23 protein-coding genes are annotated in these 24614 nt (G+C 37.0%); 7 read left to right on the top strand and 16 right to left on the bottom strand.

Going from position 1 to position 24614, the window contains the following annotated elements; all coding sequences use genetic code 11:
• Positions 1-2 precede the first annotated feature (2 nt).
• Together MUA90_RS04165 and MUA90_RS04160 are read right to left on the bottom strand one after the other, a co-directional pair.
• Positions 3-1757 (bottom strand): IucA/IucC family protein, encoded by a 1755-nt coding sequence (locus tag MUA90_RS04165; protein WP_262588470.1) that lies wholly within the window; start codon positions 1755-1757, stop codon positions 3-5.
• A complete protein-coding gene (locus MUA90_RS04160; protein ID WP_262588469.1) occupies positions 1758-2936 on the bottom strand; it encodes an MFS transporter in 1179 nt (392 codons plus the stop codon).
• 107 nt (positions 2937-3043) lie between these two features.
• Between MUA90_RS04160 and MUA90_RS04155 the strand changes: the two genes are divergently transcribed.
• Positions 3044-5011 (top strand): IucA/IucC family protein, encoded by a 1968-nt coding sequence (locus MUA90_RS04155; protein WP_262588468.1) that lies wholly within the window; start codon positions 3044-3046, stop codon positions 5009-5011.
• Positions 5012-5126: 115 nt separating this feature from the next.
• On the opposite strand, the gene MUA90_RS04150 is transcribed toward MUA90_RS04155, so the two are convergent.
• The 10 genes from MUA90_RS04150 to ppdK form a co-directional block, all read right to left on the bottom strand.
• Positions 5127-5621, bottom strand: a complete 495-nt coding sequence (locus MUA90_RS04150) for an Asp23/Gls24 family envelope stress response protein (protein ID WP_262588467.1) — start codon at positions 5619-5621, stop codon at positions 5127-5129.
• Positions 5622-5685: 64 nt separating this feature from the next.
• Entirely contained in the window at positions 5686-5925 is a 240-nt protein-coding gene (locus tag MUA90_RS04145; RefSeq protein ID WP_262588466.1) for a DUF2273 domain-containing protein, read from the bottom strand.
• A 15-nt stretch (positions 5926-5940) separates the two neighbouring features.
• Positions 5941-6489, bottom strand: coding sequence for an alkaline shock response membrane anchor protein AmaP (amaP, locus tag MUA90_RS04140; protein ID WP_262588465.1), 549 nt, complete (start codon positions 6487-6489; stop codon positions 5941-5943).
• A gap of 154 nt (positions 6490-6643) precedes the next feature.
• Entirely contained in the window at positions 6644-8206 is a 1563-nt protein-coding gene (locus tag MUA90_RS04135) for a BCCT family transporter (RefSeq protein WP_262588464.1), read from the bottom strand.
• Positions 8207-8359: 153 nt separating this feature from the next.
• On the bottom strand, positions 8360-9373 hold the full coding sequence (locus MUA90_RS04130) for a zinc-binding alcohol dehydrogenase family protein (RefSeq protein WP_262588463.1): 1014 nt from the start codon (positions 9371-9373) through the stop codon (positions 8360-8362).
• Between the two features lie 135 nt (positions 9374-9508).
• On the bottom strand, positions 9509-10522 hold the full coding sequence (locus MUA90_RS04125; protein WP_262588462.1) for a zinc-binding alcohol dehydrogenase family protein: 1014 nt from the start codon (positions 10520-10522) through the stop codon (positions 9509-9511).
• Between the two features lie 72 nt (positions 10523-10594).
• A complete protein-coding gene (locus tag MUA90_RS04120; protein WP_262588461.1) occupies positions 10595-11470 on the bottom strand; it encodes an alpha/beta hydrolase in 876 nt (291 codons plus the stop codon).
• 133 nt (positions 11471-11603) lie between these two features.
• Positions 11604-12617: an NADP-dependent oxidoreductase gene (locus MUA90_RS04115; protein ID WP_262588460.1), complete on the bottom strand. Its 1014-nt coding sequence runs from the start codon at positions 12615-12617 to the stop codon at positions 11604-11606.
• A 168-nt stretch (positions 12618-12785) separates the two neighbouring features.
• A complete protein-coding gene (locus MUA90_RS04110; protein ID WP_114602880.1) occupies positions 12786-13601 on the bottom strand; it encodes a pyruvate, water dikinase regulatory protein in 816 nt (271 codons plus the stop codon).
• Complete coding sequence (ppdK, locus tag MUA90_RS04105) at positions 13588-16230, bottom strand: pyruvate, phosphate dikinase (protein ID WP_262588459.1); 2643 nt, start codon at positions 16228-16230, stop codon at positions 13588-13590. The genes MUA90_RS04110 and ppdK overlap by 14 nt, the downstream gene beginning before the upstream one ends.
• A gap of 217 nt (positions 16231-16447) precedes the next feature.
• On the opposite strand from ppdK, the gene MUA90_RS04100 reads away from it, so the two are divergent.
• The 6 genes from MUA90_RS04100 to MUA90_RS04075 all read left to right on the top strand — a co-directional run bounded on the left by MUA90_RS04100 (position 16448) and on the right by MUA90_RS04075 (position 21529).
• On the top strand, positions 16448-17089 hold the full coding sequence (locus tag MUA90_RS04100) for a Crp/Fnr family transcriptional regulator (RefSeq protein ID WP_114602878.1): 642 nt from the start codon (positions 16448-16450) through the stop codon (positions 17087-17089).
• An 86-nt stretch (positions 17090-17175) separates the two neighbouring features.
• On the top strand, positions 17176-19104 hold the full coding sequence (locus tag MUA90_RS04095) for a heavy metal translocating P-type ATPase (RefSeq protein ID WP_262588458.1): 1929 nt from the start codon (positions 17176-17178) through the stop codon (positions 19102-19104).
• The gene (locus MUA90_RS04090) at positions 19052-19267 is read left to right on the top strand and encodes a heavy-metal-associated domain-containing protein (protein WP_262588457.1); all 216 of its coding nucleotides are present in this window, start codon (positions 19052-19054) and stop codon (positions 19265-19267) included. Before MUA90_RS04095 ends, MUA90_RS04090 begins: the two co-directional genes overlap by 53 nt.
• 112 nt (positions 19268-19379) lie before the next feature.
• Positions 19380-19898: a YfiT family bacillithiol transferase gene (locus MUA90_RS04085; RefSeq protein WP_262588456.1), complete on the top strand. Its 519-nt coding sequence runs from the start codon at positions 19380-19382 to the stop codon at positions 19896-19898.
• Between the two features lie 175 nt (positions 19899-20073).
• Positions 20074-20547, top strand: coding sequence for a PTS sugar transporter subunit IIA (locus MUA90_RS04080; protein ID WP_114602874.1), 474 nt, complete (start codon positions 20074-20076; stop codon positions 20545-20547).
• Between the two features lie 148 nt (positions 20548-20695).
• Positions 20696-21529: a CPBP family intramembrane glutamic endopeptidase gene (locus MUA90_RS04075; protein ID WP_262588455.1), complete on the top strand. Its 834-nt coding sequence runs from the start codon at positions 20696-20698 to the stop codon at positions 21527-21529.
• Between the two features lie 51 nt (positions 21530-21580).
• Here the strand turns inward: MUA90_RS04075 and MUA90_RS04070 are convergent, their stop codons facing one another.
• The 4 genes from MUA90_RS04070 to MUA90_RS04055 form a co-directional block, all read right to left on the bottom strand.
• Positions 21581-22798 (bottom strand): PAS domain-containing protein, encoded by a 1218-nt coding sequence (locus tag MUA90_RS04070; RefSeq protein ID WP_262588454.1) that lies wholly within the window; start codon positions 22796-22798, stop codon positions 21581-21583.
• A 96-nt stretch (positions 22799-22894) separates the two neighbouring features.
• On the bottom strand, positions 22895-23434 hold the full coding sequence (locus MUA90_RS04065) for a histidine phosphatase family protein (RefSeq protein ID WP_262588453.1): 540 nt from the start codon (positions 23432-23434) through the stop codon (positions 22895-22897).
• Positions 23431-23664 carry a DUF7695 domain-containing protein gene (locus tag MUA90_RS04060; RefSeq protein WP_262588452.1) on the bottom strand — a complete coding sequence of 78 codons (234 nt, stop codon included), beginning with the start codon at positions 23662-23664 and terminating at the stop codon, positions 23431-23433. The genes MUA90_RS04065 and MUA90_RS04060 overlap by 4 nt, the downstream gene beginning before the upstream one ends.
• Before the next feature lie 143 nt (positions 23665-23807).
• Complete coding sequence (locus tag MUA90_RS04055) at positions 23808-24539, bottom strand: glycosyltransferase family 8 protein (RefSeq protein ID WP_262588451.1); 732 nt, start codon at positions 24537-24539, stop codon at positions 23808-23810.
• Positions 24540-24614 lie beyond the last annotated feature (75 nt).

Below are 24614 nucleotides of genomic sequence, written 5' to 3'. Positions count from 1 at the left end.
ACTCACTCTCCTTCTCGCAACGGATTCTCTAGAACTGTATTGACATAGCGTTTCACTTTGCCTTCCATACGCATTCGAAGCAGCGACTTCACTTTGATTGTCGGTCCGAACAGCACACGATGCAGCACTTCTGCATGCGGTTGGTTAGGATCTATCGCTTGTTTCGTAATATGCTGTACAATTTCAAACAATTCCGCTTCCGTCACACCTTCATATTGGCTCAAATGATAAATCAATTCTCCTAATTGATTTTGAATTACTGCATGTTGGAACTTCGCAATCACCGCTTCCATATCTTTTGCAATTAAACTTTCGTTTTCAACGCGTACATTCGGTACTTTCTTTCTCAAAGTATCTAAATCAATACGCGAACCGCCTAAATCTCTGACCATGAAAGTCATTTTATAATCCTTGCCTAATTTCACAATGGTATTTTGCATATGTGCTTCTAATGCTATACCGTATTCTTGAATATAAGCAATCAGCGGCGGTATTAATGTATGTGCATAGATAGTAATAAATTGTTTGATAGAATCAGGTGTCACTTCATTATCCACCCATTCTAAATAACTTTCTGCAATTTTCTTATTATCTACAGGATTAGAATTGACTAAACTAGCTGTGACGACAGTGACGCCCTCTCCATCTAGTTCAGGCTTTTCCCTCACAATATATGCTAATTGACGTGCTTCATCCGGTTCTGTTTCAGCATGCAGTCCAAATGGTTCTTTTGCGACTTTCAGCTGCGGGTAAACATCTAACATATCTTGCAGTTCATAGCTGAGCTTAGGTCCATCTACTGTTGTTACAGAAGACACAGTACGCACAGCACTTGTTGCTTGTACTTGTACCGGCAATTTAATTTGAAACGGATCATCTAACAGCGCCAGCGTTCTGAATGATAACGTCGCTTTAGACTTCAACGTTACGGGTGTCGGAATTAATCGCTGTTCAATCATCCATGACTTAAATTGCTCCACAATGACATGTTCATATTGCCAAGGATGTACAATCACCACTTCGAAATCATCAATATTATAGCCGAGTGCTTTCGCATAATCTTTTAATTGCTGTTTATGATGTTTTAAAACTTCATTCAGCATAAAGTCTTGATCATGCGATGCACTGGTTGTCACTGCATCTGCCTTCTTCAGGAGCATAACTTTTAATGGAATGATTTGTTCGAATTCAGGCGCATATCTCTGCACCTCTTCATTCGTCAAAGGCAATTTGGTTTTCGATAATGGATGTGTCGGATGCCCTTCAGCGACTAAACTTTCAGAGTAAAGCAAATCATCCATTTCACCCAACGCAGTCATATGCGACATCCACGCAAAGTAATTTAAACTTACAGGCATTCTTGAGAATTTCATGCTGTCTTGAATCAAGTTTCTGCGCTGCTCCATTTGCGCATAGGTTAAATCAAAACCTCTTCTGCTGTGAATCAATTCTTGTTTCAAGCGTTCAGGAAAAGGTGTATCGAAATGTGTTTCTAATATTTCTACTAAAGCTTCTAAGGAAGCAATCGGTGTTGTTTGATTACCGACTTGATATTGAATTTGACCCGCCATTTTATAACGTTCAAAAGCACCGCGGTCAGTAATCTTTACAGACAGCAGCTGTCCTTTATATTGTACTTCTAATCTGTCTTTTAAATGACGGATATGCGTACCTTCTGGATAGATATGCTCTTTGACCCATGCATTGAATACACGGTGCTGCATATTCATATCTGCTTGTTGAATTGTTGTTTCCATTTATATTACACTTCCTCTATTCTTCAGTTCTTTAACCCCATAAAACAAGGTCGCGATGACAATCGTACTGATTCCCATCGTAATAAATGTAGGCACGATACCAATCATCTCTGCTAAAGCACTCATAATGACAGCACCTAACGGAATCATACCGCGGTCCATCATGACAATACTTAATATACGACCGCGCTTTTCTGGTTCGATATGTGTTTGGAAATAAACACGATTGGTCGTACGTGCGCATTGACTGAATAATCCTATTAAGAAGATACATCCAAAAAGTAAAATCGAGTTCGGCATAATCACCATCAATAATGTGATACCGAATAAAATCGAACTCAGATAATACACATTGATTGAATAAAATAATTTCAATAATTGCGGTAAAAGCAATGTTGCAGTAATACCGCCGAGTGCACTAAATGTCATCGCAATACCAAAGACAGAGGCTTGACCTGGAAAGTTCAAACTGGTTAATACCGGTAAAAGCGTGGTATATGAAAAGCCAGTTGCCATGATAAGCAATGATGTAATAAAAATATTAAGTCCTTGTACATGTGTTTTAAAATAATCTTTGACGACCGACACTGAAAAGCGGGCATCTGCTTCTTCGGTAGAAGCTGAAGCTGTTTTAAAGTGCAGCGGTACACATAAAAGTGCAGCACCCACATAAACAACAGCTTGTGCTAAAAAGGCAAATTTTACATTCAGCACTGCTATAATCCCGCCTGCAACTGCAGGTCCGATTGATCGGCAGATATTGATAATAAATGAATGATAAGAAACTGCCTTGACTGTACTGAGCTTTTCAGACAAATCTGGTAAAATTGCTTGTCTGATCGGCGTCTCTACAGCATTAAGTATGCCTCTCCCGCAGGCATAAATCAAAATAATGTATATTGGCAATTCCCCGATTTCAAAACTTAAAAAACATAAGATTGCAGTTAAAACGGCAGAAGATGTAATCGTAATACGAATTAATACGCCTCTATCATACTTATCTGCAATCGCACCGGCCCAAATACTTAAAAATAAAATAGGAATGAGCCGTACGAAATTGACAAGACCAAGATAAAACGCATTATGGTAAGAGTCATAAACATACCAATTTAATGCAATTTGTCCGATCCAATTCCCCAAAAACAGTAGGAATGAACTTGGAAAAAAATATTTGGCCATTTCAAAATTCCACCTGCCTTTTTAATTGATAATGATTATCATTACCGATATGATGGATTATACAAATCTTTAGTAGTTTTGTAAAATGATTAATTAAGAGGTGTATTATGAAAAATAATTTACAAGATACTCATCAGCAACCAATCAATCTGACACAAGAGGAACAATCAGCATATGATTTCCTTAGTGCCAACCACCCATTGTGGGCTGAACAATTTACTAAAGTTTTACTTACAGCCAGGGATTTAATTACCAAACGTCTCGTGGTTTCAATTTATAGAGAAAATATGGTGAACCAAGCCCATACTTCGCAAATTCTTAATGCTGAAGAAGTTCCGTTTGCGCTTGTGTCCCCAACACAAAAAGTTATGAAAATGGATTGGCCGGCTTCTGATCAATCACTGTATGCCCCTATTTCAGGGTTCCATGCTTTTGACCGTATTGATATGCAAGGTCCTTTTTATTTTGTGTCCCTATCTGATTCTAATCATGTACAGCGTATTATGCATCCAGAAGAAGTATTAGATGTCATTTTGAAAGAGGCACCGCAATATAAAGGTCCTGCAAGCCAGCAATTCAGTGATGATATGATGAACAGTGCAGCCAATATGGCACTTGCATTAAGCTATCAGGCTACTGCTTTAAAAGACGATACACAATCAATGCTTGAAATTATCGAACAGGCTTCAGATAGTTATTTACGCTCTGAGCAAGCAGTCATCGAAGGTCATCCGCTTCACCCAGGTGCCAAACTGCGCAAAGGCTTAACGCCTGAAATGAATATCCGCTATTCTTCAGAGTTTCAGCACAAACAAGCATTAAAATGGATTGCTGTGCATAATGACTTAGTTCGAACACAAACACTTGAGCATACATATAATGACACGCTCTTTAATGCTTTTGAAGGTTTGAAAACAGCCTTTGATCAAGCTGTACCTAATGATGCCAAAGATGCTTTCAGCATAATTATTTTGCATCCGTGGCAATATGATGAAATTTTGCATCGCGATTACCAAGATGAAATCAATCAAGGACTTATCTTAGACATTGATTATGATACAACGTATTATGCCGGTCTATCGTTTAGAACCTTGGTACCGAAACTGCCGCAAACAACGCCGCATGTGAAGTTATCTACCAATGTGCATATTACAGGTGAAATCCGTACCCTATCTGAACAAACTACTTTTAATGGACCGTTAGTGACACACATCGTCAATCGTATATTAACGCATGATGCATTATTTAAAGACATCAAAGCTTCAACGATTCCTGAAACAGCAGGTATTCATTTTTATAATGCGAATGATCAAGGCGAATATCAAACTGAACGCAGCGAACAATTAGGTTCATTATTACGCGAAAACGTTTATCATCTTACAGAAGACAATACGATTAATATCATTCCATCGAGCTTTGTGTCAGTAAATCCTAATGAAGGTACTGCAGTGGTCAATACATTGATTACTCGTTTCAAAGCAGCACAAAATTTTGATACATTCGAATCTACCGCATTATCATGGCTTTCAGATTATGCACAAGCCTTAGTAGATTTAGTTGTTCCGCTGATGGTTAAATACGGCATTGCATTAGAAGCACACTTACAAAATGCGGTTGCTTCATTTAACCTTGACGGCAGCTTCAATCATATCTTTATCAGAGATTTTGAAGGCTTGAGAATTGATGAAGCACAGTTGAATCAACTTGGTTATTCAACTGCACACTTCCATGAGAAATCACGTATATTAACTGATAAATCTGTTTCTGTTTTCAACAAAGCTTTCTATTCAACGATTCAAAACCATTTAGGCGAAATGATTCTTACTGTCGCACAACACACAGAAGATAGTGCCGCATTTGAAAACAGCCTGTGGAACGAAGTTAAACGTATAACACAAGCCAAGTTCCAACAAATGCATGAGGATAAAGAGATTGATAATGAACGCTTATCACGTATCGAACAAGTCTTTTTTGATCAGACTATCGACTATAAATGCGTGACAACTATGCGTTTAGAAGATGAGGCACATGAATATACTTACGTGAAAGTCGACAATCCTCTATCCCCTAACTAAATCAACTACTTTTATTTTCTGGCAGGAAGCATAGACTTCCTGTCTTTTTTTATTTCATCCAAAAAAAGAGGGCGGAAATCTATTTCCGTCCTCTGCCATAGCTTTATGCTTCAGATTATTGTAATCCTTTTTCTTGTTTTTGCTGCTCTTTATTATCTTTTTGTTTTTGTTCGAATTCTTTACGTGTCATCACATCTTCAACACGCATATTCACTTCAACAACTTGCAAGCCAGTCATGTGTTTCACTTGTTCTTTAATCAAGTCTGTCACTTTGCGGAAGATTTTAGGTGCTGCTTCACCGTATTCTAAAATGACTCTTAAGTCTACTGCTGTTTGTTTTTCTCCTACTTCAACTGATACACCTTGTGTTACATTTTCAGTACTAGAGAACTGGTTGCTGATGCTGTCTACGAAATTGCCTTTCAATGAAAGAATTCCGTCTACTTCGCGTGCCGCAATACCAGCAATTTTTTCAATAACTTCATCTGTGAATGTTAATTTATTTTGGAATTTAGGTTGTTGGTTCGCTTGGTTTTCTTGCTGCTCCACTTGGTTTACTCCTGTTTCTTGGTCATAAGCTTGTTTTGCTTTAGTATTATCAACTGCCATATTGCATTCTCCTTTTTATTTAGAAATTTCCATATGCGTCTCAAATGTTTACAAAAATTATAAGTTAGCTCCACCGGTTTAAAAAGTTTAGAAATTGTTGTCTACGGTCTTTAATGTACCCGATTCCTATTCCAATTAAACACATCACGATAATCAGGACGGTTTTCCAAAAGCCGATGGTTAAAAATAAAATCGCAATGATTAAAAAGACTAAAAAGCCAACAATTCTTCCAATATAACTCTTTATAAAATCAACAACGTGTTGTGTAGAATCATTCGGTTTTTGTTTGTTTTCGTTAGACATCCTGTTCCCCCTCCTTTATAACACTCTTGGACTTGATGGACTTTTTTGATCCTTAACATTTACTTCTAATTTTCTAATAGGTACTTCCGCAAAATACTCTACGTTTTTCTTAATATCTGTTCTGACATTTTCAGTTATTGTTTGTGCATGTGATTGATCTGGTAAAAAGAAATCAGCCTTTAAGTCTATGTAAGACTTTTTCTTCTTGCTGTAGCATTTTGTTACCACATTCGGCTGCATGAGCTGATCATATTGTGCCATAGTATCAAGTGCAACTTTGTCAATTGATTTTCTTGATATATAAATATAACCATCCGAATAGATTTTATACAATCCCGGTTTTCGATGTGTGGGCGCAAACAGACTGAAAATCAATATGATGCCGAGTAAAATCAGTAAACCAGCTAAGGTAAACAGTACTGGCAAGAACCATGCGAAAGTCAGAAGCTGTTGTTGATAAGTATCGACTTGCGGTACTTGAGGTACTTTCACAAGCATAAAGACAAGCATACCTACAACTGCCACAATCAAAATACCTAATATGAAATTTTTCAATCTTCTCACGGTGCTGCACCTCCTCAATCTAATGTTAATTACGTTTATGTTTAAATACCCTTGCTAAACAATTGGAAAACACATTGAATATATATCTTTAAAAATTAAAAAGCATAAGCTCTACATACAAGACGTATTGTATGTAGCAACTTATGCTTTATATTTAAGAATCCGACTCTGAAATATTACGGTTACGCTTTTTAGACAGCACTTTGCGCTGCTTATGATTTGAAGTGTGATACCTCGGTTTTTCTTCGCCTAACGCTATAAACAGCGACCACATCATAAAGATAATGACAATGGAGAAAGGCAACGCTGCGATAATCAACAAGTTCTGAATCGCTTGTGTTCCTCCTGTATAAATCATGATTAATGCGAACAAGGCTAAAATCACACCCCATGAAACTTTGACTGAAGATGAAGGGGTAATGCTGCCTTTTGAGCTCAGCATACCTAATACATAAGTCGCTGAGTCAGCTGATGTGACGAAGAAAATCATAATGACTGCTAACGACACTAAACTTAAAATGAAACCTAACGGATAATGCTGCAGTGTCGCAAACGTAGCTGTTTCAGTCGCTTCTTTTGCAATATCCGCAATACCATTCTTTTGTAAATAAATCGCAGCTGAGCCGAATACCGCAAAGAAGAAGAAACATACTAATGCCGGCACAAATAATACACCTAAAATAAATTCTTTAATTGTACGGCCGCGTGAAACACGGGCAATAAAGATACCGACGAATGGTGCCCATGAAATCCACCATGCCCAATAGAATACTGTCCAGTTCTGCATCCATTGGAATTTGTCGCCGCCATTTTGCGGAATACGCAAACTCATACCGAAGAAATTGAAAATATAATTCCCTAATGAGTTGGTAAAGTTATTCAATGTGAATAATGTAGGTCCGACTGCGAACAAGACAATCAATACGATAAATGCTAATACCATATTGATGTTGCTGAGTGTTTTAATCCCTTTATCAATCCCTGACCAAGCACTCCATGTGAATAAGAATGTCGCAATCACTACAATGACAACTTGCATTCCAAAGTTAGACGGCAGTTTGAATAAATAATGCAGCCCTTCATTAATCTGCAGTGCACCGAATCCTAACGTTGCGGCAACACCCGTCACTGTCGCAATAATCGCAAGTACGTCAATCATTCCGCCGATAGGACCGCGCATGCGCTTTTCACCGAATAACGGCACTAATGTTGCACTGACTAACCCTTTATAGCCTCTATGGAAACTGAAATAGGCAAAGACTAATGCGACAATACCGTATACTGCCCAAGCATGCACACCCCAGTGGAAGAATGCAAACTGCATCGCATCATCAATGGCTGCTTGCGTCCCTGCTTTATGTAACGGTGTTTGTGTATAAGCATGACTGATAGGTTCTGCTGTTGTCCAGAATACTAAACCTATTCCCATACCTGCACTAAACAGCATCGCAAACCAAGATTGCAGTGAAAACTCAGGATCTTCTCCTTCCTCACCTAAAGTGATACTAGAATAACGTGAGAACAACAAATAAATACAAACAATCAAAATCACTAATAATAAAATCAGATAATACCAAGTGAAATATTTTGCTATGAAAGTTGTAATTTGTTGTGTCCCTGTCTCAAGATGTTTTGGGAAAATTGCGCCGAAAATCACAAAAAGCGTGCATATCGTAAGCGCAAACCAAAACACTTTGGTCATCTTATTGACTTTCATAAACCTAAATCCCTTCTAAAAGTTGATATGATGTCATTACCCGATATAACACTTTTTAATCTTTATTATTTTTTGCGATAATATACTAGGTTGCACAATACTTTTATTAAAGAAAAAAGCACTGAAGTGTTTACCTCAGTGCATAACTTAATCTTATTCATTTTCCATATTAATAACTAATTTGCCTATCATAGATTGGCTTTCTAATAATTGATGTGCTTCAAATAATATCTCTGGTGTTAAACCTTTTACTTCTTTAGTCATCGTTGGCTGATAACTGTCTGCTTCTACTTTTTGAGATAAGTCAGTTAAATAGCGGTGGTACTGAATTTCATCAACACCGTAATCTAATCTTCCGAACATATAATCGTGTGTGAATGTCAGGCTCTTGCCTTTTAATAAATTCAAATCTTGTTTCTCTTTGAAAGCTACAATCGTTGTAATATGTCCTCTTGGTTTGATTAAGTCAATCATGAGTTCATAGTACTCATCTGTATCATGCGTACAGAAGATGTAGTCAAAGTATTGAATTTGATGGTCAGCTAATTGATCTTTTAAACCTTCTTTATAATTCAAGACAATATCAGCGCCCATTGATTCAGACCATTCTTTTGTTTCTTGTCTTCCTGCTGTTGTTACGACATGAAGGCCGTAGACTTTTGCGATTTGTGTCGCAATACTGCCGACACCGCCTGCACCATTTATAATCAAAATAGATTTACCCTTATTATTATCAGGGTTAGAAGAAATGCCGAAGACATCAAACAACACTTCATAAGCCGTTAACGCTGTTAAAGGCAGACTCGCTGCTTCGCTGTATGAAACATTATCTGGTTTCTTTCCAACCAAACGCTCGTCCATCACTTGATATTGTTCATTTGAACCGTCATAGAAACTTGAACCGGAATAAAATACTTCATCACCGACATTAAATAATTCGCTTTTAGGTCCGACTGCCTCTACCACACCTGCAGCATCATAACCTAAAATTCTTGGTGCTTTGTCTACTGGTGATTGTCTGATTTTTGTATCGACAGGATTCACACTGATAGCTTTGACTTTCACTAAAATTTCATTGCCTTTAGGTGTTGGTACTTCTTTATCGAATTCATAAAACAAATTACCTTCTGATAATTCAAAACTGCGATCTGCACCAATCGCTTTCATATGAACACTTCCTTTATTTGTGATTGTTGCCTCATCATAGAACTTAGTTGAAGATTAAGCAATTGTTTAGCTTTGATACAATTTAAAAAGACACCAGAAAACAGTATTTTCAACTGTTTCTGATGTCTCTGTTCATTATTTATTTTCTAAATTGAATACTAATTTACCATTAATCGCATGTTGTTCTAATGCTTGATGTGCTTCATAAAGTGTCTCTGGTGTCAGCTGATCAACAACTTTTGTGACCGTCGGCTGGTAAGCACCCGCTTCTACCTTTTTAGACACATCTGTCAAATAGCGGTGATATTGAATAATATCTGTATCATTGATAGAACGTGCAAACATATTTTCATGCGCAAACGTTAAACTTTTGCCTTTAAGCAAGTTCAAGTCTTGATTTTCATTAAATGCGACGATGGTTGCTAAAATGCCTCTTGGTTTGACTAAATCAATCATTGTTTCATAATACATGTCCGTATTAAAAGTACAGAAGATAAAGTCAATGTCTTTCACACCATTAGCATCCAACTGTGCTTTTAAATCTTCTTTGTAATTAATAACTAAGTCTGCACCCATTTGTTTCGACCATTCTGTTGTTTCTTCTCTGCCTGCTGTAGTAACCACTTTAAGGCCGTAAGCTTTTGCGATTTGTGTCGCAATACTGCCGACACCGCCTGCACCATTAATTATCAATAATGTTTTACCTTTGTTATTATCAGGGTTTGAAGAAATGTTGAAAATATCAAAGAGGACTTCATATGCTGTAATAGAAGTTAATGGGAAGCTTGCTGCTTCACTATATGACACATTGCTTGGTTTAGCTGCCGCATAGCGTTCATCCATCACTTGATACTCTGCATTAGACCCATCAAATAATAACGAGCCAGAATAAAACACTTCATCGCCCGTCTTAAACAATTCGCAATTTTGACCTGTTGCTTCTACAACACCTACTGCGTCATAGCCTAATATTCTCGGCGGATTTTCGATAGGTCGCTTGCGTTGTTTCGTATCTATCGGGTTGACACTGATAGCCTTGATATTAACTAATAACTCTCTGTCTTTAGGAACAGGTTTTTCTTTATCGAATTCATAAAATAAGTTGCCTTCTGATAATTCAAAGGCTTTATCTGCACCTATTGCTTTCATGTTTTACACCTCATTTATTCTAATACATCTATTTATTATATTGCCTATTTGTACTTTTTCTAATCTTTGCGCTTATTTCCATAAGAATTTGAAAATACGATCTGCCGCTTCTTTGCTTTCATGCAATTGACTATGTTGACCTTGTTTGCCTTTAATCAAGTGTTCCTGATAGCTTTTCGCATGATGATTCATAATATATTTTAATGATTTTGAAGAAGCATTCGTCACACGGCCATCGCTATTTGAACCATCACCGATATCACCATAAATATTTAAAATCGATACTTTTTCATAAGCCGCAACCTTTTTCAAATTCAATAAATCTAGAAAACCGTCTGTCATTTGATCAGGTTTTCCGTTGTCGTCTACTGTCACTTTACCTGGTTCATCATTGATACCGATAATACCATTAAATGTACCTGCGATATTGACTTGTTTGTTTAACTCAGGCAAATCAGCATTGTTGCCGTATTTGAGCATGTAATTCGCAAACGACAAGTTACTCATTGAATGTGTAACAATATTGTATTGCTTGAATTGATAGTCTTGTTTCAAAGCTTCTAAAACGTTTTTAATCCATAAAGCATTCAGCTTCATATCACTGTTCTTATTGTCCTTTAGATTCACTAAAACAATGGGATGTTTGTCATCAGCTTCAATCTTCCCTTTTAAAGTAACGTGACCATTCGAACCGACTGTCGCAACCACAGTCTCTTTTGCGTACCCCTCTTCTTTGGCTTGGTGTGCAAAGTAGCGTTCGGAATTAACACTGCCGCCATAACCATGCATAAATAAAGTCGGTGTTGCGATTTTATTGCCTTGATCTATCGGATTATTCTGACTATGTTCAGCCCAGATATATTTAATAATTCCAAGTACGCCCAAAGCCACTGCGATAATCGCAATTAACCTTATTGTCTTGGCATCAGGTTGATTTTGTTTCTCCATCTCTCTATCCCCTAACTTTGTGTCTTCTTGGTGGTTGTATATTTTCACTTAAGTATAGTGGTTTATTAAGAGGACTGCAATAAAAAATAGGCATTCCAAAAGTAAAGTTTTACTTTTAGAATGCCTTTAATGATTAATCTAGTACTGAAGAAACTTGAACGATTTGTTTTCCGATTTCTTTGCCAGTAAATAGTGATTGGAATGCACTAGGGATTTTACCGAAGCCTTTAACTAATGCTGTTTTAGTTTTGATTTTCCCGTCTTTAATCCATTGTGCTAACTCATTCTCAGCATCTTCAAAATCATCTTTAAATTGAGTCGATAAGAAACCTTGCATTAGTGCTTGATTTTTTATCAACATCGGTTGTACAGCTGGTTCGTAAGCTGTTTCTTTGTCATTATAGTTCGAAATAGAACCGCAGACTGGTATACGCGCAAATGCGTTTAAGTTTTTAAACACTTCATTTGCAACGGTTCCGCCGACATTTTCAAAATATACATCGACACCATTCGGTACTGCTTTAGCCAATGCATCGGCATAATTACTTTTTTGATAATCTACTGCGTCATCGAAACCGAGTTCATCAATCAAATATTGTGTTTTGGCTTTACCGCCGGCAATACCTACAACATAGCTTCCTTTAATTTTAGCAATTTGACCCACAACAGAACCGACAGCACCTGATGCTGCTGAAACAACAACCGTTTCATCTGCTTTTGGCTGACCTATTTTAAGCAAACCATGATAAGCTGTTTGACCAGTTACACCTAAAGCGCCTAAATACCAATGAACTGGAATCTCATCATTGACATTTAAAACTTCTAAGTCTTTGACAGCCATAGTGTTGTAACGTCTCCATTCCATCACACCTCTGACAACGTCACCTTCTTTGACAGCGTCATCATTAGATTTAATCACTTTTGCGATTCCGCGGCCCCAAATCGGCTGATCAAGTTTAAATTCAGTCACATATGAAGCGCCTTTAATCATACCATTGCGGAAATATGGATCAATGGATAGATAAGCTGTTTCTAATAAAACTTCACCTTGTTTCGGTTCTTTTATCTCTGCCGCTTCATATCTAAATGTCTGTTCATCTGGCAATCCGTCTGGAAATTGCGCAAATACAATTTGTTCATTTTCCATAGCTAACAACTCCTTTTGCTTCTCTCTCTAAATTAAATGCTAATTACATATAATTCAAAGAAAACCATTTTAAAAGCCGCAACTGAATGGAGACAGCTGCGGCTTCAAGTTTATATTTGTGAGAAGTTATTATGGAATTTTCTATTATAGTTATGGATGAATGAATGACTATTTGTTTAAATATTTTTCAATGTAAAATGCAGATTCTTCAATGGACTTGTATTCTGTATTAATGACTGTAGCATTAAACTTATCGAATACTTCTTCTGCATAACTTAATTCTTGTTTGATTCTTTGCAAGCTGTTGTAATTGGCTGAACCTTTCATACCCAGTACACGGATGCGTTGTGTACGGATATTCATAATATAATCGGGACTTGCGGTTAAACCAAATACCAGCATTTTCTTGCTGAACACCTCTTCTGGGATAGGTGCTTCAGGTACTAATGGAATGTTAGCAATTTTATAACCTTTATTGGCTAGATACATACTAAGTGGTGTTTTAGATGTTCGGGATACTCCTAAAATCACCGCATCTGCATCTTCGATACCGTCAAACACTTTGCCGTCATCATATTTAACTGAGAATTCCATCGCTTCGATGCGTTGGAAATAATGCTGGTCCATTTTGCGTAATGCACCGCTTTCTCTCAATGCATGTGTTTGTGTCTTTTCTTCAATCAAACGCAATAAATCTGACATGTAATCAATATAAGGAATGTTTTCCTCTTCAGCATATGTGCGCCCGATTTTATTAAACTTCGGACTCACAAGTGTTGTGACAACGACAGCGTCGCGTTGTTTCGCCAATTTTAAAATGGTTAAAAATTCTTCTTCATTTTTAATGAATGGAAACTTTTTTATTTCCGCACTTTCTTCTAAACCGGGAAACTGCGTCAAAGTCGCATGAATCATGCGCTGTGCAGTTTCTCCGATAGAATCTGATACGACATATAAAGCTAAATGTTCTTTATTGTTTTGCACCGACCACTCTCTCACTTTCTACATGGCTTTGTGCAGCAGCTAACATAGCACCTGGAACCCTGAATGGAGAGCATGAGACATAATCAATCGCTAAGTCATTGAAGTAATGAATCGATTTAGGATCACCACCTAATTCGCCGCAAACCCCGATTTTAATGTCTGGATTTGTTGCTTTTGCTTGTTCTACTGCTGTTTTAATGAGTTGTCCTACACCGTCAACATCTAATGTTTGGAACGGATCAACTGCAAGCAAGCCTCTGTTAATATATTCACCGATGAATTTACCCGCATCATCACGAGAGAATCCAAACGTTAATTGTGTTAAATCATTTGTACCGAAACTGAAGAACTCTGATTCTTTTGCAAGTTCTCCTGCAATCAGACATGCACGCGGTGTTTCAATCATTGTACCGATTAAGTAATCGACAGAGACACCTGCTGCTTCCAGCATACTTTCTGCAGTCATTTGGATTGTTGTTTTCAATGTTTTAAATTCTTCTGCTGTTGAAACAAGCGGTACCATGATTTCCGGTTCACTTTCGATACCTTCTTCTTTTAATTTCAGTACACTTCCGATTATAGCTTCCGTCTGCATTTCCGCAAGTTCCGGATAAGTGACAGCTAAGCGACAGCCGCGGTGGCCGAGCATCGGGTTTGTTTCATGCAAGTCTGTAATACGTTTTCTTAAAACATCTTTTTCAACGTTTAATTGTTGTGACACCATTTGAATTTCATCTTCTGATTTAGGAAGGAATTCATGCAATGGCGGATCCAGCAAACGTACAATCGTTGGTCTGCCGTTTGATAATCTGAAGATTTGTTCGAAATCTTCAATTTGATATTTACGGATTTCATTCAGTGCTTCAATGCGTTCTTCTTGAGATGCGGCTAAGATAAAGCGGCGCATTTGTACTAAACGCTCTGCACCGAAGAACATATGCTCAGTTCTTACAAGACCGATACCTGAAGCATCGAATTTATAACCAGATGCAATATCTTGAGGTATTTCTGCATTCATACGTACATTCATGCGTGCTGCATCTTGTGCCCATTGCATGAAACGGTCGAACGCTTCACTATGCTCAGCATCTGTCTTTTCAATTTCGCCAAGATAAATATTCCCTGTAGAACCATCTACAGAAATCACATCGCCTTCATGCAATGTTTGACCATGGTATGTGACTGTTTTGCCTTCAGTATCGATATTCAAGTTAGAGCAGCCTGTCACACAGCATTTACCCATACCGCGTGCAACTACAGCTGCGTGCGATGTCATGCCGCCGTGTGTTGTGACGATTGCTTCACTAGCGACCATACCTTCGATATCTTCTGGTGATGTTTCAGGACGCATTAAAATTACTTTTTCGCCTTGTTCTGCTTGTACTTTCGCATCTTCAGCTGAGAATACAACTTTACCTGTAGATGCACCTGGACTTGCTGGCAAGCCTGCATCTGAAATTGCTTCTGCTGCTTCAATAGCTTCTGCTTTGAATGCAGGGTGCAATAATGTATCGATTGATTTCACATCTACCTTTGTCAGCGCCTCGTCTTTTGTAATAACCCCTTCGTCTACAAGATCCACCGCAATTTGCATTGCTGCTCTCGCTGTACGTTTGCCGTTACGTGTTTGTAAAATATAAAGTTTGCCGTTTTCAATCGTAAACTCGATATCTTGCATATCTTTATAATGCAATTCTAATTTTTCAGTGACATCTACAAATTCTTGATAAACATCTGGCATTTGTTGTGCTAATGTATCGATTTCTTTAGGTGTACGAATACCTGCCACAACATCTTCACCTTGTGAATTTAATAAATACTCGCCGAAGACGTGGTTTTCACCTGTTACAGGGTTTCTTGTAAATGCAACACCTGTACCGCTTTTTTCACCGCTGTTGCCGAAGACCATTTCTTGAACGTTGACACCTGTACCGATATCATGCGGAATATCGTTTAAATCACGGTATACACGCGCACGGTCGTTATCCCAAGATTTGAATACCGCTTCCACCGCTTCTGTTAATTGTTCTAAAGGTTCTTGCGGGAATGGTTTGTAGACTTCTTCTACATAAATTTCTTTGAAGCGTTCACTGATAGTTTTCAAACCTTCTGCAGGAATCTCTGCATCTGTTTCATAACCATGTTCTGCTTTGTATTGATCGAAATAGCGGTCGAACGCTGTCATTGAAATACCATAAACCACTTGACCGAACATTTGCAGTAAACGGCGGTAACAGTCATATGCAAATCGTGCATCGTCTGTTTTCTTTGCAAGCTTTTCAACGTTTTCATCATTTAAACCTAAGTTTAAAATTGTATCCATCATACCTGGCATTGAAATTTTTGCGCCGCTTCGTACAGAAACTAATAATAAATTGTCGTCAGATGAAAAAGATTTCCCAGTACGTTCTGAGAAAGCTGCTAATTGTGTATGTAATTCCTCTTTTAATTCATCTGATAATGTAGCACCTTGTTTTAAATATGCTATACAAGCTTCTGTAGTGATAGTAAATCCATCAGGTACAGGTAAGCCTAAGCGCATCATTTCAGCTAAGTTGGCACCTTTACCGCCAAGCAAGTCCTTCATTGATTGACTGCCTTCTTCAAATGCATAGATTAATTTTGTCATTTGTAGATCACCTCATATATTTTTCTTAATGTGTCATACTAATTATTTTAAAGTATGTCACACTGAAAGCGTTTTGACAATAAAAAACATACTATTTCTCAAATTAATTTGTTAATCTTTTCACTAATTCGTTACATTTACCTTAAAAGCAAGGTTATTTACCCTTTTTAAAAATTAGCATATGCTTAATATAAGGATGAAAAAGGAGCGAAAAATTATGAAAGGCTATCAATTATGTGTGAGTAAAGTACCGATTTTTCAAAACTTGGATCGTACAGCACTAGAACATGTCTTTTCAAAAGTACATTCTAATACCGTAAAAAAAGGTGAATATCTCTTTATGGCCGGCGATGACGTACATACGTTATTTGTTATACATTCAGGCAAAGTGAGGATTTTCAGACTTACTGACGAGGGTGAAGAACAATTAATACGCATATTGGATCATAGCGATTTTACTGGCGAACTGACATTATTCGATGCGGTGTCCAGTGCACAAACCTACGCAGAAGCAATAGAAGACAGTCAAGTGTGTACCATCGACCAATCCGCAATCCATGCGCTGATACAAGATTACCCAGATATCGGTATTAAGATGATAGAAGGATTAGCCAAACGTTTGAATCAGACAGAAACTATGACAACGCAAATCGCACTGATGAGCAGTAAAGAACGTCTCATGGCTTATATTGAACTTGAAACTAAAGACAATTTACTGAAATTGCCGATGACTAAAAAACACTTAGCGACTTATTTAAGCATGCAGCCGGAAACTCTGAATCGTACCTTCAAACAGTTGGAACAAGAAGGTATTTTAGACAAAATCAACCACAATACCTATAAAGTACTGAAAAATTGATCTAGGTCAATTTTATTTCTCCCCTTCTCTCGTATCATTAAAGATGAAAGCAGCACACATCAGATAAAAACGAGAGGAGGATTTTTATGTTTACTAAATGGGTTTTCCGCAATGAACAGAAACTGACATTGCTGTCATTCATAGGATTGGTCATCGGTATTGTTTTACACTTTGTGCCTAAAGACCTGCACCTCTTCAGCAACGCTTTATTAATCACAGCCACTGTTCTCGCAATGCTGGTCATCGGTTTAAAAGCCGTACAAGCTTTAAGATTCAAAATGTTTAGTATTGAGTTGTTAATCAGTATTGCGGTGATTGGGGCGCTGTTTATCGGAGAGTATATTGAATCTGCTGTTGTGACGTTCTTATTCTTATTTGGAACCTACCTTGAAAAGAAAACATTAGAACGTACACGCCGCTCTATCCAATCATTGACAGAACTCGCACCGACAGAAGCAGTATTGCTCAATGAAGACAAAACACGTTCGGTAATCAGTGTCGATGAAGTCGTTAAAAGCGACCGTCTTGTCTTAACACCCGGCAGCCGTGTCCCTGTCGATGGACATATTGTCAAAGGAGAAGGCACATTGAATGAAGCCTCGATTACAGGAGAATCTGTACCTAAAACTAAAACACAGAATGACACACTTTTCAGCAGTACGATTTTAGATTCAGGCTATGTTGAAATGATTGCGGATAAAGTCGGAGAAGATACAGCTTTTGCGAATATTATAGATTTAATTGAAGAAGCTCAAGAAACCAAATCTGATACTGAACGTTTCTTAGACCGCTTCGCTAAATGGTATACACCTGGTGTTATCATCTTAGCTGCGCTTGTCGGACTCATCACATGGAATCTGCATCTTGCGATTACCTTCTTAGTGATTGCTTGTCCAGGTGCATTAATTATCGGTGCCCCTGTGTCAAGTGTTGCGGGAATTGGAAATGGCGCAAAACACGGTGCTCTGATTAAAGGCAGCGATATTATGGAAACACTCTCTAAAATCGATGTCATGGTCTTTGATAAAACCGGCACATTAACCAAAGGTACACCTGAAGTCGTTCACATTGAAAGCTTTAACACAGCACCTCCTGAACTTTTAGGGATGCTCGGCAGTTTAGAACAAACATCAGAACACCACCTCGGCAAAGCGATTGTCGACTATGCAAGCAAGCATTACAACCTGAATGATTATAATGTACAAACGACAGATCACCATAAAGGCAAAGGCTTGGAAGGTACCATTGACGGCTATCACATCAGTGCAGGCAACCGTGCATTAATGAAAGCTGAGCATGTACAGATAAGTCCGCAAGCAATGCAGCACGCTAAAGCCGAAGAACAATCTGCACATACTTTAGTTTATGTCGCAGTCAACCAGCAATTAGCTTATATCCTATCAATCAAAGATGAAATACGAGAAGACGCAAAAGCTGCGATGGAATTAATGAAGGCACACGGTGTTAAACAGACTGTTATGTTGACTGGAGATAATCCGCAGACTGCCATGGCAATCGGCAAAGATTTAAATATTGATGTCATCAAAGCTGAATTGCTGCCTGAAGACAAGACAGCTTACATTGAGAAACTAAAACAAGAAGGCTATCACACAGCGATGGCTGGAGATGGTATTAATGATGCCCCTGCCATTGCGACAGCGGATATCGGTATTGCGATGGGAGACGGCGGTACAGATGTCTCAATGGAAACAGCGGATATAGTCTTAATGGCCGATCGTTTAAAACAGTATGCACACGCCTTCTTATTAGCACAAGCAACCAGCAGAAATATCAAACAAAATATAGCCATCGCCATGATTACAGTATTCAGTTTACTCATCGGTGTACTGCTCGGCGGTGTGAATTTAGCCATTGGAATGTTTATTCATGAAGCAAGTGTACTCATCGTTATCTTAAATGCGATGCGTTTAATTCGATTTAAAACTAAAGGAGAAGATATTAATGAAACAAATCAAACTACAATTAGAAACACTGACATGCCCTACGTGCATTAAGAAAATCGAAGGTGCCTTAAACCAGACTGACGGCGTTGAAAATGCTAAAGTGCTCTTTAACAGCAGTAAAGTTAAAGTCGGCTTTGATGAATCCAAACTTAACACAAAGGAAATCAGTCATACAATTGAACAACTTGGCTATCAAGTATTGAAAACGGCTTAACTTTTTTAAAATTTTGTAAAATGACATGGTCGTAACCTCATAAATTATCTATTTAATTTTGTCTATTATATACTGACACTTAATTAAATATATGATGAAAGGCAGAGTATCCATGTTAAAAAATCAATTTCCGATTGGAAAGTTTCAAAAACCTGACAGTTATAGTAAAGAAGATTTAAATACTTGGATTGAAGCGATTGAAACACTTCCAGATAAACTTACGACACTGACATCTAACGCTTCTGAATCTGAACGCCATGCGACATACCGTGAAGGCGGTTGGGATGTAGAAACATTAATCCATCATATAGCGGACAGCCATATGCATGGTTTCATCCGAACTAAATTAGTATTAACTGAAGATCATCCCCACGTCTCAACATTCTCTCAAGATGATTGGGTCAATACTTTAGATAACAAAGCACCTTTAGAATATTCGCTTGAATTAATTGACGGCATGCACAAACGCTGGGCAATCCTGCTTCGCGAATTACCTGAAGAAGCATTTGAACGTACCTTCTCGCACCCTGAAGAAGGAGAAGGCCGATTAGCAGATATTGTCGCAAAAATGGCATGGCACGGTAATCATCATTTAGAACATATCAAATTAGCGTTGAAAGCGCATAGATAATCAATAAAACTCTGTTGCTCAGCAGCAGAGTTTTATTTTTGTCTTTTATGTTAAACGGCTTACTGCTCATCTTTTATATTTCACACATAATAGATTGACAGACATCTAATTACTTTTCTATACTTTAATTGAAAAGAGAAAACGAAAAATCTATGCAGCAGAGAAGGAGCAGCTTATGAGTTATTTATTTTCAAAAGATAGTGTATTCGTGTCAAATGCGGATAGTAAAGAAGCGGTACTTAAAGAAGTAACAGAGGCTTTATTAAAAGCAGGTTATGTTAAAGAAAATTATTTAGAACATGTTTTAGAGCGTGAGAAAAATTATCCAACAGGTCTCATTCTATCTGATATCAGTGAAACATTCCCTAATATCGCTGTACCGCATACAGAACCAGAATTTGTGAACACAACTAAAATTGTACCTGTTAAATTAACAAATCCTGTAGTTTTCCAAAATATGAGTTCACCTCATAAAGATTTACCAGTTGATTTCGTATTCTTGATTTTAAACGCAAATAAAACAAGTCAAGTACACTTATTATCTGATCTTATTCTTTTCTTCCAAAAAGAAGATAAAAAAGAGATGGAAAAATTCTTTAAACTTACAGATGCAGATGCGATTTATGAATATCTTCAAGCAAACTTTTAATATCTATGTTCTGCTTAAAGCATGAATAAACGGCTTTAATCCTCAAATCAAATTGGTTTGAGGATTTTTCATTTAAAAGGACAAACTTGAATAAAGTAGGGTATTATTAGTTAAATACTTTTATAATTCAATACTAAGGAGATACGCCATGCAGAAAAACAGATTACGTTTGCTTATCATCCCTGCTATTACATTATTATTAGTTTTGATTTCAGCTTTATACGTACAGACTGCACAAGACGGTCTGATTCAAACAAGTGCAGATGTTCAAGATAAAACCCACTTTATCAATATTTGGCTGATCTATTTAATTCCGCTTGCTGCTTTATTTGTATTGCCCTGGCACTTTAAATTTCAACCGCTCATTCAGAAACCTTTAAAATCAACACGTATTTTACTTATATCAAGCATAGTCTATATTGTTTTAGTTTTCCTTACACCTCAACCTTATTTTGAGCTGTTTTACATTTATAAACTGGTGTTGTTGTTAATGATTCCTTTATGGGTAATCAAGCGTGAAAAACGCTCTATACTTTCTATAGCTCAACCCTTCATTAATTGGTCAATGGCACCTATTGTTTATGTCATTTGGTTAGTATTGTATTTTAGTCCTTTGAACAACTTATCTCATATCTCTTATGATGAGCCGTATCTATTTGTACTTATCTTTACCGTGATCTCGATATTAATGAATGCTGTGTTAGAAGAAGTCTTTTATCGAGTATGGCTTCAAACACGTTTAGAACATTTAGGTGTCCTTGCTTCTGTTTGTATCAGTACAATTCTTTGGTCATTATGGCATGCTGGCATACAAGGACAAGGCAACCTGCTAGAATTATCAGCCCAAGCACTAGTTACGCATGCACTTGCAGGAATATTCCTTGGTTTCTTCTGGGCAAAGTATCGAAATGTCTATTTATTGATACTCATTCATATTTGTATGAACTTCCCTTTGTATCTCATCACTTACTGGTTTAAATAATAAGAAAATCCTCGAATCAGATTGACTCGAGGATTTTCTTTTTCACATGACTTATTTTTCCGCATTTCTTTTAAATTTCTGCGGCAATTCAAAGAATGGCTGTATATCTTGTACATACTCTAGTATTCCCATATATTCATCGTTCTCATCAAATAAGGCTTTATATGTGACATGAATAAACTTGTCACCTTTTTTAAACCACATAGATTCTGAAACTTTCTGTTTCGTTTTTAAGTCACGGATAATCTGCATGACTTTACTTAAACTTTTAGGCGGATGACAGTTTGCCACATTTCTTCCAATCGAGATTGGTGTACGAATAAACATCATTTCTGATGCTTCGACTAAATCATTAAAGTATTTAAAAGTACCATTTTTATCAACGAATGTAATCTCAACTGGCAAGTTATTTAAAATAAGATCTGCTTCTTTTGTAGTTAAGAACCCTCCGCCAAAGCGTAAATTCTGTTGTCCTTGTTTTGCATCATATTGTGCATCGATAGGTATTAATTCTATATCAGAATCTTGCCATGTCTCAGTAACCTCTATCTCATACCCAAAAGCGCTGCTTTCTTGCGCAATTTGCTGCCACTCAACTGCACTAATGTCTACTTGCATTAATGGAATCAGCAGCAGCTCTTCTTGGCGTAACATGTCCATTAAACTGCTTTCTAATTCAATATAGGCACTTTCTATATGTCGCCATTCTACTTCTTCAAGTTTAGCTGCGCGTTTTTGCAGTTTGTTTAACGCAAAACGAATGACGTCATCATCTGCCCACATTTTCCGAGGTAGAATATACTCGCCTCTTCGCTCAATAACAGGAAAGATAATCTTTTCTTTACGGTTAAAATGCGGAATCACACCTGAAAGTACTTGTACCTTCTCTTTAAATGATTTCACCGCTTCTGTATCATTGCTTTCTGCTTTGTACATTAACTTGCCTATTTCTTGAATCAATGATTGAAGTGTGTGAATTTCTTGTTTAAAGATATTCAATGGATGCGTGCTATCGTGTGAAAGTGTGATTTCTGTCAGTGATTGATGTGTCACCTTTTCATAAGTTAAAACAAAGCGTTCTATTTCATACATAGACGTAAATTTTTCTATAAAATAAAGCTGTCTAAGTGCTTCTGTAATTTTACTGCTTGAGACAGGTTGAGAGAGATCTATTAGCATGTCATCAATATCTTCTTGATGTATATGTTGATCAATGAGTGCTTTAACTTCATCTTTAACCTCATTTGAAACTGAACTAATATTAAACATCACAAACACCTGCAATTCTTATATTTCCTCTCTTCAAGTATAAACGCATTCGTTATAGGATGATATTAGCGTATTCACTGATTTTAATACGAGATATCACTGAATGCGTGTTAATGCTTGTGACTTTGTTTCAAATAAATAGATAGATGGCATTTTCATTTGTAGAAAGTCTTTATAACCAAAACGACCATTTGTTAAGTGATTAAATAAAAGTGAAAATGCGGTACCGTGACCACAAATTAATAATGTTTCTGCTTCATTGTTCTCTATAATTTGATGATAGGTTTGCACAATACGATTTTGAACTTCATTTAATGACTCACCATTCTCCAACTTATAGTCAAAATCTTGCCACTGTCTTTTCGCAAATTCATTAAAATTTTCTATCCAGCGTCCTATTTTTCTTTCACGCAAACCTTCGTCTTTGTTAATTGATAGCTTCAGTCTTTGTGCTGTGGGTAATACAGTGTCCATCACACGTCCATAAGGACTGGCATATATCTGTTCTATATTTTTATCTCCAAAATAAAATACCAATTCTTCTGCTTTTTTCAACCCTTCTCTGGTTAAAGGTGCAATGGCATCTTCTTTCACACTATTATCTCTTAATGAATGTCTGACAAAGTATATTCTCATTCTGTTTTATTTTCATCCTCTTCTTCATAAACAGATAGGCTCAAATCAATGTAGTTCGAGCTTTCTTTCCCTTTTCCTTCTTGGGTATTCCACAAAAATCTTTGATAATCTGTTCCGCCATCTAAATAGATACAACCGCATTTACAACCGACAAAATCATGTCTATGTTTTGATTCAATAATATCTCCGCACATTTTGCATCTCGCAATATTTCTAATGATTTTCTTCATGATGTTCCCTTCTTCCGAATATTGAATTTTATTTACTTTATTGAATTATCAAGCTGCTCTAATCTTTTCTGATACTGAAGATATAGCATTGTGAATCTGCTATTACTTTTGATATCCCAAGGTTTTGGACGACCACAAAAATGCTAGAATACAGTATGATAAGCAACCCAATGTGTATCACACTTCCCAACACTTTTAGTATAATACGTATTTGCTTGTCTTGTATCATAATTCCATATTTCTTCCGGTATTTCTTTGATTTTATCACCATACAGGCTATTCATAACGTCTTGATCCGGTAATAATAAATATTGATTATTTTTCTCTATAAAATTAAAAATGTCATCCATTCTTATTTCTTGTCTTGCTTTTTCTACATCAATCAGCATAACTCCTGAATTAAAATATACTTGACCTTGTTTTGTACCTAAACGCAGATTATTCATGCCTTGTGAAAACTTCGTTAAACCTTCATGTGTAGCTGCCGCGAAAATATTACCTTCTAAATTCAGTTGCCATAAATCATCTATTTTATTAATCACTAAAATATCTGGATCCAAATACAGTATTTGTGTCACTGATGCAGGGAGTAACTCACCACACGCTAATCTAAAGTACATTTCTTGAGGATAACGTTCAACTGTTTTCGCAATTCCAAAATAATTAGGCGGCACTTTTACTTCTTCTAATTCCATATTAAATGATGACAATAATTCTTCTAAGTGTATGAGTTTATTTTGCGGTATTTTCTCATGAACCAACCAAACTTTAAATGATAAATGCGGATTCGTGTCATGCAATGATAACAACATAACCTTTAATGGCTTTAAATAGTTTTCATTTAACGTCACTAAAATATCTACTTTTTCGGACAATGGTACTGCCTCCCTGTTTTTAATTCTATCTTATCATATTCAGCTTATTACTTAGTATTCAAAACACATGTGAAT

It is taken from the genome of Staphylococcus sp. IVB6181 (assembly GCF_025561445.1).
GTDB lineage: Bacteria > Bacillota > Bacilli > Staphylococcales > Staphylococcaceae > Staphylococcus > Staphylococcus simulans_B.
This window is presented reverse-complemented; position numbering and strand designations above follow the sequence as displayed.